This window comes from Bacillus sp. OV322 (assembly GCF_900112495.1).
In the GTDB taxonomy this organism is placed as follows: domain Bacteria; phylum Bacillota; class Bacilli; order Bacillales; family DSM-1321; genus Peribacillus.
In genome coordinates, this window is sequence record NZ_FOMA01000012.1 from 1 (window position 1) to 14,548 (window position 14,548).

Below are 14,548 nucleotides of genomic sequence, written 5' to 3' on the forward strand. Positions count from 1 at the left end.
TCACACCCGTTCCCATTCCGAACACGGCAGTTAAGCTCTTCAGCGCCGATGGTAGTTGGGGGTTCTCCCCCTGTGAGAGTAGGACGCCGCCAAGCGAAATTTATGTATATTCACCTGAAATATGGTTATAATATATATGAATCAATATATTATCGTCGCGGGGTGGAGCAGTCTGGTAGCTCGTCGGGCTCATAACCCGAAGGTCGCAGGTTCAAATCCTGTCCCCGCAATCAGGAAAACGAAACTTTTGTTTCGTTTTTTTTTGTTTTCTGAAATCTTGAATATGCTTCACCTCACTTTAGTCAGAAGTAAGCCTATTAATATTTCGGAACAAAGCTATCCTGATTCTAATTTGTTTCTTTTTTTGAAAAAAGGTACACTATGATTATGTATACACAAGCTGTTTGTTAAAATAAAATTGAATGAAGTTAAGTGGTGAACGATAGATGGAAATATTTAAATGGATTTCTCAAAGTGCTGAAGAGACAGATCAATTCGCCAAGGAACTGGCAAAGCACTTAGTTGCAGGAGATGTACTTGCCCTGGAAGGGGACTTGGGTGCGGGAAAAACGGCATTCACGAAGGGGCTTGCGAAAGGTCTGGGAGTAACAAGGAATGTCAACAGCCCCACTTTTACCATTATTAAAGAATATCAGGGCCGCCTGCCACTGTATCATATGGATGTTTACCGTGTGAGCGAAGGTGAGGAAGATTTGGGATTTGATGAGTACTTTAATGGCGATGGCGTGACGGTTGTTGAATGGGCTCATTTGATAGAGGGCCAGCTGCCGGCAGACCTGCTGCAGATACAAATTTTACGCCTTGATGAGACAAAGAGGCGCTTTGTCTTCGAAGCTCATGGCGAACGATATGTTAAGTTATGTAAGGAGATTCTTTCATGAAGGTTTTAGCTATTGATACATCGAATTTTACTTTGGGCATTGCATTGATTGAGGGCAGCCAGATAATTGGGGAGTATGTAACCAACCTGAAGAAAAACCATTCAGTAAGGGTTATGCCTGCCATTGAAACCCTCCTTAAGGACTGTGAAACGGCTCCGGGGGAAATAGGCAAAATTGTAGCAGCAAAGGGACCAGGCTCATACACAGGTGTGAGGATTGGTGTGACTATCGCCAAGACCCTTGCCTGGACGTTAAAGGTTCCTTTGTCGGGAGTTTCAAGCCTTGAAGCACTCGCAGCAAATGGAAGGTATTTCAATGGTCTGATCTCCCCTTTATTTGATGCAAGACGCGGGCAGGTTTATACGGGGTTATATCAATACGGAGAATCAGGAATAGAGACCGTGCATGAAGATACCAATATCTTATCCTCTGAGTGGGCCGCGAAATTAAAGGAGTTTGGAAAGCCCGTCTTATTTGTCGGACAAGATATAAGCCTTCATAAAGAGGCCATTTCCGAACAGCTTGGTGACCTGGCTGTATTTTCTCCTCCTCAGGCTTATATACCGCGTCCATCTGAGCTTGCTTTCATTGGCAGGGACAAGAGTGAAGAGGATATCCATCATTTTGTCCCGAACTACGTAAGGCTGGCTGAGGCGGAGGCTAAATGGCTCGAGCAGCAGGGCAGTTCTCAGGGAAAAAAATAAATGGGAAAGAGACCGATATGGATGAGTAAAACAATGATGTTCCGGATGATGAAAACAGAAGATATCGACCAAGTTCTTATCGTAGAAAGAAAGTCATTCACTCTTCCATGGAGCAGGGATGCTTTCTTTAACGAATTAAATCATAACCAATACGCAGTCTATATGGTCATTGAAGATGAGGGGGAAGTAATCGGTTATTGCGGAGCCTGGATTGTCATTGATGAGGCCCATATAACCAATATTGCCATCCTGCCAGATTACAGAGGCCAAAAGCTTGGAGAGGCCTTACTAAGAAAGATGATAGAAATATCGCTGAGCCAGGGTGTGAAAAGAATGACACTGGAAGTGCGTGTTTCAAATACGACTGCAATTTCATTATATGAAAAACTAGGTTTTCAAAAAGGCGGCATCCGGAAGAATTATTATACAGACAATCAAGAGGATGCCTATGTGATGTGGGTGAATTTATTATGAAAAAGAATCAAATTATCTTGGGCATTGAAACAAGCTGTGATGAAACAGCAGCTTCAGTGGTCAAAAATGGAACAGAAATCTTAAGCAATGTTGTAGCTTCCCAAATTGAAAGCCATAAGCGCTTTGGCGGAGTAGTGCCAGAGATTGCTTCAAGACACCATGTTGAACAAATCACTTTGGTAATTGAAGAAGCTATCGAGCAGGCTGGAGTACAGTATGGAGATATCGACGGGATTGCCGTTACGGAAGGACCAGGGCTTGTAGGAGCTCTCTTGATAGGAGTCAATGCTGCAAAAGCAGTTGCATTTGCCCACAATATCCCCTTAATAGGCGTGCACCATATAGCTGGCCATATTTATGCGAACCGGCTTATAAAAGAGATGGTATTTCCGGCTCTTTCCTTAGTCGTTTCCGGAGGGCATACAGAGCTTGTTTTGCTTGAGGAGCATGGAAAGTTCAGAGTGATCGGCGAAACAAGAGACGATGCTGCAGGGGAAGCGTATGACAAGGTTGCCAGGACCTTAAATTTGCCATATCCAGGGGGCCCGCATATAGACAGGCTTGCACATGAAGGGCAGCCAACCATTCGCCTTCCGAGGGCATGGCTCGAAGGATCGTATGATTTTAGCTTCAGCGGATTAAAATCAGCCGTAATTAATACCCTTCATAATGCGGAACAGCGCGGGGAAGAAATAGAACCGGCAAACCTGGCTGCAAGTTTTCAGCAGAGTGTAATTGAAGTGCTTGTCAAAAAGACACTGCAGGCAGCAGCGGAATATAACGTGAAGCAAGTTCTGCTTGCTGGGGGAGTAGCGGCCAATAAGGGGCTTAGAGCAGCTTTATCAGAAGCTTTTGCAGCTCTGCCAAATGTTGAATTGGTCATTCCTCCTCTGAATTTGTGCACAGACAATGCAGCAATGATTGCTGCGGCCGGAAGTGTGCTCTATGAACGCGGGAAACGCTCGAATCTCGCGCTTAATGGCAATCCGGGATTAGATATTGAAGCATAATGAAAGCCTGCTGCGCATTGTAATGCGCAGCAGGCTTTTTTTGTTCACTCAATAAGACTTCAGGAATGGTGTGGATATCTTTTTTTTAGAAATGCTAAAGCATGTGTATAAGTAGGTGTAAATGTGGATAAGTGGCGTTTTTGATGTGGATAGTGTGGAAAACTATTAAAAGAGCTGTTAATACAGTATGCAATTTGTTGATAAACCAGTGGATAAGTAAAATCTTAATAAAAAAACAGGCATCTCGAGGAGAAGCCTGTTCATAATTAGCTTAGCATTTCTTCCAGTTCAGCCCATTCCTCCATATATACCTCTAAATCTTGTTGTGCTTTTTCTAACTTTTCTTGTATTTCCAGAACCTTTTCGTGGTTCTGGAAGATTTCCGGATCACAGAGATGTTCATTATACTGTTTAATTTCTGCCTCTAACTGCTCCATAAATGCTTCAACTTCTTCTAATCTTCTTTTTCGCTGCCGTTCTGCCTTTTTTGCTTCCTTGTCCAATTTATATCCTGTCTTTTCTGCAGCTTGTTCAGTTTGAACAGATGCTTTTGACTCAAGCTCAAGTATTTCGGCTTGTTCCTGCTTCTTCTGAAGATAATAATCATAATCTCCCAGGAATTCTTCACTTCCGGTGCCAGAAAGCTCTATTACCTTGGTTGCAATCCTGTTAATGAAATATCTGTCATGAGAAACAAAAAGGATGGTCCCTGGATAATCAATCAAGGCATTTTCGAGTACAAGCTTGCTGTCTAAGTCAAGATGGTTGGTTGGCTCATCCATGATAAGGAAGTTGCCTTTTTCCATCATGATTTTCGCAAGTGCAAGGCGTGCCTTCTCACCGCCGCTAAGTGTGGAGACAGTCTTCAGCACATCATCCCCTGAGAAAAGGAAGTTGCCAAGAACGGTACGGATATCTTTTTCAGGCAATAGTGGATGTTCATCCCATAGTTCGTTCAGCACGCGTTTATTGGAAACAAGGTTCGCCTGCTCCTGATCATAGTAGCTGACCTGTACATTTGTGCCAAACCGGAAATCACCCTGTAAGGGCTGCAATCTGCCAATGATTGTTTTTAGCAGTGTTGATTTTCCAACGCCATTTGGCCCGACAAGCGCCATGCTGTCTCCTTTAGCAATCCGCAGAGTGACATTGCTTGCTACCGGCTGTTCCTGATAGCCGATCCCCAGGCTGTTGATGTGGAGAACTTCATTGCCGCTTTGTTTATCAATTCCAAATGAAAAATTGGCGGATTTTTCATCTCCCTGCGGCCTGTCCAAAACATCCATCTTCTCGAGCTGTTTCCGTCTGCTCTGAGCCCGTTTTGTAGTGGAGGCACGTGTTATATTTTTCTGCACAAAGTCACGCAGCTTTTCGATTTCATCCTGCTGTTTTTCAAATTGCTTTAAGTCACGGTCATAATCCTCCGCTTTTTTCACCAGGTAATTGCTGTAGTTTCCGAAGTATTTCTTTATAGAATGCCTGGAAATTTCATAAACCTGATTGACCACCTTATCAAGGAAATAGCGGTCATGTGATACAATTAAAACAGCTCCCTGGTAGCCCTGGAGATATTGTTCGAGCCAGGACAGTGTTTCAATATCCAAATGGTTGGTCGGCTCATCCAGTATCAGAATATCGGGTTTTTTCAGCAAAAGCTTGGCTAGGGCAAGTCTCGTTTTTTGGCCGCCGCTCAAGGAAGATATAAGCGTTGAGACTTCAAAGCCGGCGAATTGAAGGCCGTGCAGCACAGAGCGTATATCCGCCTCATACTGGTATCCGCCTTGTTCTTTAAAGCTGACCTGGAGTTCATCATATTCCTTCATAACCTTTTGGTAAAGGACGTCATTTTCAAAGATTTCAGGCTTTGACATGCTTTCTTCGAGCCTTCGCAGTTCTTTTTCCTGATTAATTAAATCACTGAAAACCGTCAGCATTTCATTTTGGATAGACAGCTCTGACTCAAGGCCGGTATCTTGGGCTAAGTAACCGATGGACACACCTTTAGGCTTCAGTATTTCTCCGCCATCATGCGATAATTTTCCGGCAATTATTTTTAACAGGGTCGATTTTCCGGCGCCATTACGGCCAACCAAAGCAATCCGATCCCGGTTTTGTACCTCAAGCTTCATATTTGATAATATTAATTCAGCACCATAATACTTTGTGAGCTGATTTATTTGCAGTAAAATCATCGTATTCACCTCAATTGCTATAGTGATAGTGTAACGTATTGCAGGCTCTATCGGCAATAGAAGTGATTATGTGAAACATAAAACAAAGGTTCCGCAAAATGGGTATAATAGTGTATCATTTAAGAGAGAGGTGTTTTTATATGGCTGAATTTACTCATTTTAATGAGCAGGGAAGGGCGAAAATGGTCGATGTGAGCCAAAAGCCTGAAACAGTCCGTACGGCTGTGGCTGCTTCGAGTATTTCTTTAAATAGAGAGATTTACGAGAATATAGTCCATAATAAGATGAAAAAGGGGGATGTCCTTGCTGTGGCACAGGTGGCTGGAATTATGGCAAGCAAGAGCACATCAGTCATTATCCCAATGTGCCATCCCATTCCGCTTCAGGGCGTCAATATTTCGTTCCAATGGAAAGAAGAGGAAGACGGATATCGTCTTATGATAGAAGCAGCTGCCAAGACAAAAGGAAGTACAGGAGTAGAAATGGAAGCGCTGACAGCTGCTTCTGTTACTGCGCTAACTGTCTATGATATGTGCAAGGCCATTGATAAAGGAATGGTCATCGGCCCGACATACTTAATCGAAAAAACTGGCGGGGTCTCAAGTCCGGATTATAAAAGGCAAATCAATCAATAGCATAGAGAGATTTGCTTGAAAGCGGGGGAAAAGAATGAGTCAAGAACAAATGAAGATACCGCAGGCAACAGCGAAACGGCTGCCCTTATACTACCGATTTCTGAAGAACTTGCATGTCTCTGGCAAGCAGCGGGTTTCCTCCGCAGAACTGAGCGAGGCAGTGAAAGTTGATTCAGCGACAATCCGGCGGGACTTTTCTTATTTTGGTGCGCTTGGCAAAAAGGGATACGGGTATAATGTGAATTACCTGCTTTCTTTTTTCTCAAAGACGCTCGATCAGGATGAATTGACAAGAGTTGCTTTGATTGGTGTGGGCAACTTGGGGACTGCTTTTTTAAATTATAATTTTTTGAAAAACAATAATACAAAGATTGAAATTGCTTTTGATGTAGATGAAACGAAGGTAGGAACCACGATAAGCGATGTGCCTGTTTTTCATATGAATGAAATCAGTGCAAGACTAAAGGAAAGAAATGTGGCTGTAGCTATTTTGACGGTTCCAGCACAGGCTGCACAGCCGATTACAGACATTCTGGTTGAATCAGACATCAGGGGAATCCTGAATTTTACACCTGCAAGGCTGAATGTGCCGCAGTCAATCAGGATCCATCATATTGACCTTGCTGTCGAGCTTCAATCTCTCATCTACTTTCTTAAACATTATCCGGTTTCAGGGGAAGAGATTCTCCCTGACAACGAATAAAAGATGCTGCCGGAATGGGCAGCATTTTTTATTTTCGGCTCTGTCAAAATTTTGTTGTTGTGATTTTGTTCTTAGTTTTTTACAAGGCTGTTTTCGGGTTGATTTCCGCTCCAGGATGCTCGCTTTCCGTGAGCCTCCTCAGCTGCGCTTGCGGGGTCTCACCTTCCCGCTAATCCCACAGGAGTCTCGCACCTTACGCTCCTATCAACCTGACTTAACAATGGGATTGCCTCACAGAACTTATTAATAAACAACAATCCTTAAGAAAAGAGTCTTTTACAAAAATGTTATGAGGTGCTGGCCTTTGTTAAAGGCGATATACAATCAGGATCTAGGTTAAAACCAAGGATGCCTCATAGCGTTTATTTCATATATATCCATAAGAAGACGATCTTTCACGCATATGACGATAGAGGCTGTGATGTATTGGCAGCTTCACCCGACACAATAAGAGGAATGTATGAATTATATAATGATTGGATATTGGATTATGACAGGCCAAGAATTGATAAGTTTTCAACTGAAGGAGCAGAAAGGGAAACACATTACAGGTGTTTCCCCAAAAAATTTAACAGACTATTTTTGTTTAGAAGATTTTATCTTGGCATATAAAAGCAGCATCCTTATCCCAGATCCAATGTCCAGTGTGGCCAAAAGGATGAGAAATAATGATATGAATCCCCATCCAGAGTGAGAAACATGCTGGATGGCATATACAGTAAATAGAATGCCTAAGCCAAAATAAAGGATCCCCATAGCAAGCGGTGATTGCTTCCGTCTCATAAAAACCCTCCGATGATGCCTTGCACATGTTTAGCATTTTGGGCCATTTTTTCGATATCCTTGCTGAATAATTGCAAAATAACGACCAATGTATTCATTGCCACGTGGGCAAACATAGATACCCAAATTCTTTTCGTTTTATTATATAAGAATGCAAACGAAAAGCCCATTGCCGTATAAAGCAGAATATGAACGAATTCCATATGGGCAAGACCAAAAATGAACGAACTGATCAATGCAGACAAAAAGAAATTATAGCGCTTATGAAGTGATCCGAAAATAATTTTCCTGAAGATGATTTCCTCAAGGATCGGCCCGATAACGGAACTGACAAAGATGACCCACGGCACCTGTTTGATAAGCGTCAGGATGTCCTGAGTATTCTTAGAGCCCGGGCTGATGCCAAAAAGCTGTTCAAGATAGGACGCGATGGACTGAGAAAACAAGGCGAGAAAGATCCCTGCAACCGCCCACATAATAGACACAGGAATGGAAGCCTGATTCCGGCTGTTCCTGCTTTCTCTCATATCATGCCTCATAAAGAATAAAACAAGCACCAGTGCTGCCAGGAAGCTGATAACAATCCAATATGCCCCGGACTTCATCTGCAGATCATGATGAGGAGCACCTGTTAAGGCGCCAAGCATCATAAGGATGGGTACGCCGACAAATCCCGATAGCTGCATGGCGATATATGTGATGATGACAAACCAATATTCTCTTTTCAAAAACGAAAACTCCTTTAATAGAAAAACTTCCTATACTCTTCTAGCAGTCCATGCTGCAGAAGATTCTTTAAACAGCATAACAGTTTTTTCTGAAAGTGTGCGAATGTTTTAAAAGGTACAGTCCAAAAAAAGATTTTTATACATAAAAGGGTACCAAAAAAACATGGAGAACTCCAATGAAAGGTTTGTGGACAGCCTATTTGGCGCATTATCTGAGCCTATTGCTATTACGATATAGCATTTCCCAATTGGCTTAGAAATTTATAAAAAATTTTTCATGAAGATACTTGCAAAAGATGGATGATTTATTTAATATAGGAATTGTGTTAGCACTCGTTAGTGAAGAGTGCTAATAATCTAAAACAATTAACCAAAGAATTTGAGGAGGTTGTTTCACTTTGTTAAAACCATTAGGTGATCGCGTTGTTATTGAACTAGTTCAATCGGAAGAAAAGACTGCCAGCGGTATCGTTTTGCCGGATACTGCAAAAGAAAAGCCTCAAGAAGGCAAGGTTGTAGCTGTCGGAACAGGCCGCGTGCTTGATAATGGCGAACGTGTTGCTTTAGAGGTAGCTCAAGGCGATTTAATTATCTTCTCAAAATATTCCGGTACTGAAGTGAAGTACGAAGGAACTGAATACTTAATTTTACGTGAAAGCGACATTTTAGCTGTAATCGGCTAATTTCTAGCGGCATACTTAACGAATCATACATTTAAAACCATTAGGGAGGTAACTTATACAATGGCTAAAGATATTAAGTTTAGTGAAGAAGCTCGCCGTTCCATGCTTCGCGGTGTGGACGCACTTGCAAATACAGTAAAAGTAACGCTTGGACCTAAAGGACGCAACGTGGTTCTTGAGAAGAAGTTCGGTTCTCCATTAATCACAAATGACGGTGTTACAATTGCTAAAGAAATCGAATTAGAAGATGCATTCGAAAACATGGGTGCCAAGCTTGTTGCTGAAGTTGCAAGCAAAACAAATGATGTAGCTGGAGACGGTACTACTACTGCAACTGTTCTTGCTCAAGCTATGATCCGTGAAGGCCTTAAAAACGTAACAGCGGGCGCTAACCCAATGGGAATCCGCAAAGGTATCGAAAAGGCAGTTAACGCTGCAATCGAAGAATTAAAAGTGATTTCTAAGCCAATCGAAGGCAAAGCATCCATCGCACAGGTTGCTGCCATCTCTTCTGCTGACGAAGAAGTTGGACAACTGATCGCTGAAGCTATGGAGCGCGTAGGCAACGATGGTGTTATCACAATCGAAGAATCTAAAGGATTCACTACTGAGCTTGATGTGGTAGAAGGTATGCAATTCGACCGCGGATATGCATCTCCATACATGGTTACTGATTCAGATAAAATGGAAGCTGTTCTTGAAAATCCATATATCTTGATCACTGACAAAAAAATCACAAGCATCCAGGAAATCCTTCCTGTTCTTGAGCAGGTTGTACAGCAAGGAAAATCACTTTTATTGATTGCTGAAGATGTTGAAGGTGAAGCATTGGCAACTCTTGTTGTGAACAAGCTTCGCGGAACATTCAATGCAGTTGCTGTTAAAGCTCCTGGATTCGGTGACCGCCGTAAAGCAATGCTTGAAGACATCGCTGCCCTTACAGGCGGAGAAGTCATCACAGAAGAAGTAGGCCTTGACCTTAAATCTGCAACGATTGAATCTCTTGGACGCGCTTCTAAAGTAGTTGTTACAAAAGAAAACACAACGATTGTTGAAGGCGCTGGCGAATCAGCTGCCATTTCAGGACGTGTTAACCAAATCCGTGTTCAATTAGAAGAAACAACTTCTGAATTTGACCGTGAAAAATTACAAGAGCGCCTTGCTAAGTTAGCTGGCGGCGTTGCAGTCATCAAAGTTGGTGCTGCTACTGAAACTGAGCTTAAAGAACGCAAACTTCGCATTGAAGATGCCCTGAACTCTACTCGTGCAGCAGTTGAAGAAGGAATCGTATCAGGCGGAGGAACTGCTCTTCTGAATGTATACAATAAAGTGGCTTCTCTTCAGGAAGAAGGCGACGTGGCAACAGGTATCTCTATCGTGCTTCGCGCAATCGAAGAGCCTGTACGCCAAATCGCTCACAATGCAGGCCTAGAAGGATCTGTTATTGTTGAACGCTTAAAACGCGAAGAAGTCGGCACTGGCTTCAACGCTGCTACTGGCGAATGGGTAAACATGATCGAAGCTGGTATCGTTGACCCAACTAAAGTAACACGCTACGCTCTTCAAAACGCTGGTTCAGTTGCAGCTATGTTCTTAACAACAGAAGCTGTTGTTGCTGACAAGCCAGAAGAAAATGCTCCTGCAATGCCTGACATGGGCGGCATGGGCGGTATGGGCGGCATGATGTAATAACGCCCCTCAACCCTTGATATGAATGGGTTTGTGAGTAAGATGAGAGTGGTTTGCTAACATCTTGCTAACATTGAGGATAATCTAGAGGCTTCTCTTAAGTTCACTGAACTTTTGAGAGGCTTCTTTTTTCATTTCTTGGGTTACGTGTAGATATACATTCTTTGTCATCTGATCAGCGGTATGCCCTATCTGTCCATAATTTGTTCGAGCGAAACACGGGCTTCGGCAAGCAGGGATATATGAGTATGTCTTAAACTATAAGGTATTAAGTTTTCATTTAAGCCTGCGATAGCAAGCAACTTTTTTAATCACGATAGGATAGCCGTAATGCCGTTGCATTTTGGCAAAGATAAAATCTTGGTTATAGTAAGCATCTCGTAACCGATAAATCACCCCTTCTTGAACTTTTTTACGATTCTTCAATTCCTCGATTACATCTTCATCCACAATGATTTTCCCTCGAGATTTTATCGTCTTTGGAGTACCCAATTGATACTTAAGCGCATTGTTCCTTGGATTGTAATACGTTTTCGTGAAACCATTTTCAATTGTACAAATATTCATGTTGCGATTAATGATACTACCCGACTTGCGTAATAATTTTCAAAATAAACTTATTATTAAAGAATTATTAAGTTTGTATAAAGGCTTTAAACATTTATCCGATATTATAGCGAGATGATTTTTATAGGTAAAATTACCTGTTGTTATTTACCTATTAATACGATAAAGGCAAACTTATCGAAAGGTAAGGACGCAAAGCCTTGGGTCTAACGTTCTAGAAATGGAACTATGATTGCCAGGTTGCCGAATAGTCCAGATTATAAATGGCTATTCCATACTTATGGAAATAGCCATTTTTTGTTTGCTTTTTGAAAAGGAGGATAAGCTGACTGATGATATTTTAAAGTAATATATTTTCATTCTGGAAAAATATAGACGGTTAAGTGAAGTGATTGACTAAAGTTTTATAAGCTATTACAAAACAAATCTGTTAAAAAGGAAGAAAATTGATGAATCATAGAAAAATAATTATCGTTTTAATTTTAATACTCACATTAGTAGGAATTAGTAGTTTTCAATGGAGTCAAAAAGTCTCACCTTCTCTTGCTAAAGAGAAGAATAAAGAAAAGTACAATCAGCCTTTCAAAGTAGCTTCAATAGAATTTAATCCAATTTTAAATGAAAGAGATAAAAACATTTCTGAGTTACTAAAAGTAACTGAAAAGGCCTTTAAAAAGGATGCAAAGCTTGTTGTTGCACCTGAGATGGCAACAACAGGCTATTATTATGCTGACCGTGAAGCAATAAAACCATTTGTTGATACAATTCCTGGAAAGACTACAGCAGCTTTCGGAAAATTAGCAAAAAAGTATAATGCTTATGTTGTTTTTGGGATGCCTGAGGTAGAGAAAAAATCGAATCTCTATTATAATTCAGCAGTTTTAGTAGGACCAGAAGGATATATTGGAAAATATCGCAAAACGCAAATGTGGGAAACCGAAATGCATTGGGGAGCTTGGGGGGACGCAGGTGTACCTGTGTTTGATACAAAAATCGGAAAAATAGGTATAAATATTTGTATGGATTCTGCCTACTCAGAAACTGCCAGATTGGCCGGAATTCAAGGTGCGGAAATCTTGGCATTCCCAACAAACTCTTCCGCACAGGCCATATCAGCCCTTCCTGCAAGAGCACAGCAAAATGGAATGTTTATTGTAAGTGCTAACCGATCTAATACAGAAAATGGTTTCCATATGATTGGTGGAAGTGCTATTTGGTCACCTGAAGGGAAGAAACTTGCAGAAGCACCTGTAGTGATGAACCCAAGCGAAGATGTTAACGAACCAACTATTACGTATGCAACAATCGATCCTAAACAGTTTGACAACGAAAATAAAAAAGTGTTAAAGAACAGAAGGCCAGAATTGTATAAAGAAATTATGCATACTGTAGCCCCGTGGGATTACACAAAAAATACCACTCCACATGATATTGTTGCAGCAGCGCTTCAATATGAGCCTGTGATGGGAGGCAAGGAAGAAAACAAAGTTAAGATTGAAGGTTTAATAAAACAAGCCAAAATTAAAAACCCGAAGTTGGACTTGGTTGTACTTCCTGAACTTTCATTAACTGGTCCAGTTAATGGAATGTCTAAAAAGAATATTGAGTTGCTAGGGGAAGAATCCACTGGGGTAACAGCCCGATTTTTTGCAGATATAGCTCAGCGATACCATGTATCAATTGTTTATGGCTATATCGAAAAACAGAATAAAGAACTATTTAATTCCGCTCTTCTTATTTCTGAAGATGGTAAGACAGAAGGAAAATACCAAAAAACACATCTGAGCAACAGCGATAAAAAATGGGCTAACTCTGGTTCCTCATTACCCGTTTTTAAAACCAAGTCATTAGGTAAAATTGGTATTTTATTGGGTGAAGATGCTGAATATCCAGAGACGGCCAGTGTAATGGCCGTGAAACGTGCAGATATTATAACAATACCTTCATCGTGGAAAGGTCAATATGGCGGGGAAATGGAAATAAACAAACGCATATCTGCAAACACCTATCCTGAAGGTTCAATGGTTACTTGGGATGCAGTAGCGATTGGCGCACAAGCGTATACAATTGTCGCCAACTATGTTGGTACCGATCAGGATTACCTAGGCAGAAGCAGTTTATATACACTTGATCCCCTTTATGGACTCGATCAGCCTGTTGTTGCTTCAGCTGATAAGGAAGAAGCGTTAATTGTTCAATTCAAAACAATACAACCTGATGCTTGGTTTAATCAAGAGTTGTTAATTCTGTCAAGACAGCCCTCATATTTTAAACCGTTAGTTCAAGAATGATAAAAGAATTTGCATAAGAAGGCATTTTAGATAATGCCTTCTATGCTTAAAGAAAGGTAAGAAAATATGAAAAATAAAAGGTTTTCTTTTAAATCAAAGCTGTTAATATATTCTTTACTACTCTCACTAGTACCTATGATTTTAATAGGATTTTTTGTGAATAATTCCGTTACTAAAAAGACAGAACAGGACTACATCCATTTCAGTGAAAAAGAAATTTATCAGGTTGATAATGCCATATCAATATATTTTCAATCCATAAAGGAAAATGCAAGACTATTAGCAACCAATCCTGCAGTAATTACAGCGGATAAAACGATAACTTCCTATAAAGATAAAACTGACGGGGAATCGATTGACATGACCCCTTTAAAAAATGGCCCAAAAGAGAAAGATATATTTAACGTATTCTCACAATTTGGGAAATCACATCCTAATGCTGCATATGTATATATGGGAACCCCAGATGGCGGATATATCCAATATCCGGAAGGGGCGACAACCCCTCGATTCGATCCAACCGAGAGACCGTGGTATAAGGCAGCCATTGGAAACCCCGGAAAAGTAAAAATGACTAGTGCCTATGCTGCAACCGGATCAGATTCGATTATTGTAAGTAATGTTGTAACCATTGAAGAAGGTAGCAATCAAAAAGGTGTGTTAGGATTGGATGTTAGTCTAGAGGGATTAACCAGCCTGATAAAAGATATTCACATAGGGAAAAATGGATATGTAATTTTAACACAAAAAGATGGAACAATACTTGCTGACCCCAAAAACCCAAAGATGAATTTCAAGCCCATATCGAGTTTAAAAATCCCTAAATTGAACAAATCTACAAAAGATGGATCCTTTGATGCAACAATCAAGGGAAATGACTATGTATTAAATATAGTAAGCTCAAAAAATGCCGGATGGAAGTACATTACAGTAATTGATAAGAACGAAATGTCCGCAACTGCCGATCAAATTCGCAGTGCTATCCTTATTTTGGGTGTCATAGTTGCCATTTTATCAATTATAGTTTCAATATTTATGAGCCTGCGTATTACCGGTAATATCAAAAAAATTAGTGATTTAACACTTTCCATGTCAAAAGGTGATTTGACTCAGCGTGTCACTATTAATACAAACGATGAAATAGGGGATATGGGTAAAAACTATAATATTATGGCAAATAATCTAAA

13 protein-coding genes, 1 tRNA gene, 1 rRNA gene, 2 pseudogenes and 1 riboswitch are annotated in these 14,548 nt (G+C 40.9%); of the genes and pseudogenes, 13 read left to right on the forward strand and 4 right to left on the reverse strand.

Annotated elements, in window-relative coordinates; genetic code table 11:
- The 6 genes from rrf to tsaD all read left to right on the forward strand — a co-directional run.
- Positions 1-95 (forward strand): 5S ribosomal RNA (gene rrf / locus BM126_RS20765); the annotation flags it as partial.
- A 61-nt stretch (positions 96-156) separates the two neighbouring features.
- A tRNA-Met gene (locus tag BM126_RS20770) sits at positions 157-230 on the forward strand.
- 216 nt (positions 231-446) lie between these two features.
- Positions 447-902: a tRNA (adenosine(37)-N6)-threonylcarbamoyltransferase complex ATPase subunit type 1 TsaE gene (gene tsaE / locus BM126_RS20775; protein WP_090991260.1), complete on the forward strand. Its 456-nt coding sequence runs from the start codon at positions 447-449 to the stop codon at positions 900-902.
- Positions 899-1,606 (forward strand): tRNA (adenosine(37)-N6)-threonylcarbamoyltransferase complex dimerization subunit type 1 TsaB, encoded by a 708-nt coding sequence (tsaB, locus tag BM126_RS20780; RefSeq protein WP_090991261.1) that lies wholly within the window; start codon positions 899-901, stop codon positions 1,604-1,606. Before tsaE ends, tsaB begins: the two co-directional genes overlap by 4 nt.
- Positions 1,607-1,627: 21 nt before the next feature.
- Positions 1,628-2,080 (forward strand): ribosomal protein S18-alanine N-acetyltransferase, encoded by a 453-nt coding sequence (gene rimI, locus BM126_RS20785; RefSeq protein ID WP_090991262.1) that lies wholly within the window; start codon positions 1,628-1,630, stop codon positions 2,078-2,080.
- Positions 2,077-3,090 carry a tRNA (adenosine(37)-N6)-threonylcarbamoyltransferase complex transferase subunit TsaD gene (gene tsaD / locus BM126_RS20790; RefSeq protein WP_090991294.1) on the forward strand — a complete coding sequence of 338 codons (1,014 nt, stop codon included), beginning with the start codon at positions 2,077-2,079 and terminating at the stop codon, positions 3,088-3,090. Before rimI ends, tsaD begins: the two co-directional genes overlap by 4 nt.
- Before the next feature lie 266 nt (positions 3,091-3,356).
- Here the strand turns inward: tsaD and BM126_RS20795 are convergent, their stop codons facing one another.
- Positions 3,357-5,282, reverse strand: coding sequence for an ABC-F family ATP-binding cassette domain-containing protein (locus BM126_RS20795; protein WP_090991263.1), 1,926 nt, complete (start codon positions 5,280-5,282; stop codon positions 3,357-3,359).
- Between the two features lie 140 nt (positions 5,283-5,422).
- On the opposite strand from BM126_RS20795, the gene moaC reads away from it, so the two are divergent.
- From moaC to BM126_RS20810, 3 genes and pseudogenes are all read left to right on the forward strand, one after another.
- A complete protein-coding gene (gene moaC, locus BM126_RS20800) occupies positions 5,423-5,917 on the forward strand; it encodes a cyclic pyranopterin monophosphate synthase MoaC (protein ID WP_071353222.1) in 495 nt (164 codons plus the stop codon).
- A 34-nt stretch (positions 5,918-5,951) separates the two neighbouring features.
- Positions 5,952-6,620, forward strand: a complete 669-nt coding sequence (locus tag BM126_RS20805; RefSeq protein WP_090991264.1) for a redox-sensing transcriptional repressor Rex — start codon at positions 5,952-5,954, stop codon at positions 6,618-6,620.
- 301 nt (positions 6,621-6,921) lie between these two features.
- Positions 6,922-7,133: pseudogene (locus tag BM126_RS20810) on the forward strand (DUF3885 domain-containing protein); the annotation flags it as partial.
- 63 nt (positions 7,134-7,196) lie between these two features.
- Here the strand turns inward: BM126_RS20810 and BM126_RS20815 are convergent.
- Positions 7,197-7,403 (reverse strand): YdiK family protein, encoded by a 207-nt coding sequence (locus tag BM126_RS20815; RefSeq protein WP_090991265.1) that lies wholly within the window; start codon positions 7,401-7,403, stop codon positions 7,197-7,199.
- Positions 7,400-8,131, reverse strand: a complete 732-nt coding sequence (locus BM126_RS20820; protein ID WP_090991266.1) for a CPBP family intramembrane glutamic endopeptidase — start codon at positions 8,129-8,131, stop codon at positions 7,400-7,402. The genes BM126_RS20815 and BM126_RS20820 overlap by 4 nt, the downstream gene beginning before the upstream one ends.
- 398 nt (positions 8,132-8,529) lie before the next feature.
- Here BM126_RS20820 and groES point away from each other — a divergent pair, with 398 nt between their 5' ends.
- Positions 8,530-8,814, forward strand: a complete 285-nt coding sequence (groES, locus tag BM126_RS20825) for a co-chaperone GroES (RefSeq protein ID WP_071350477.1) — start codon at positions 8,530-8,532, stop codon at positions 8,812-8,814.
- Between the two features lie 60 nt (positions 8,815-8,874).
- On the forward strand, positions 8,875-10,503 hold the full coding sequence (gene groL, locus BM126_RS20830) for a chaperonin GroEL (RefSeq protein WP_071350476.1): 1,629 nt from the start codon (positions 8,875-8,877) through the stop codon (positions 10,501-10,503).
- 276 nt (positions 10,504-10,779) lie between these two features.
- On the opposite strand, the gene BM126_RS22600 is transcribed toward groL, so the two are convergent.
- Positions 10,780-10,953, reverse strand: a complete 174-nt coding sequence (locus tag BM126_RS22600) for a hypothetical protein (protein WP_177201526.1) — start codon at positions 10,951-10,953, stop codon at positions 10,780-10,782.
- Positions 10,954-11,227: 274 nt separating this feature from the next.
- Positions 11,228-11,318, forward strand: a riboswitch (cyclic di-GMP riboswitch).
- A gap of 201 nt (positions 11,319-11,519) precedes the next feature.
- Here BM126_RS22600 and BM126_RS20840 point away from each other — a divergent pair.
- Both BM126_RS20840 and BM126_RS23460 read left to right on the forward strand, forming a co-directional pair.
- Complete coding sequence (locus BM126_RS20840) at positions 11,520-13,361, forward strand: nitrilase-related carbon-nitrogen hydrolase (protein WP_090991267.1); 1,842 nt, start codon at positions 11,520-11,522, stop codon at positions 13,359-13,361.
- 135 nt (positions 13,362-13,496) lie between these two features.
- Positions 13,497-14,540 (forward strand): annotated as a pseudogene (locus tag BM126_RS23460) (sensor histidine kinase); the annotation flags it as partial.
- Between the last annotated feature and the right edge of the window lie 8 nt (positions 14,541-14,548).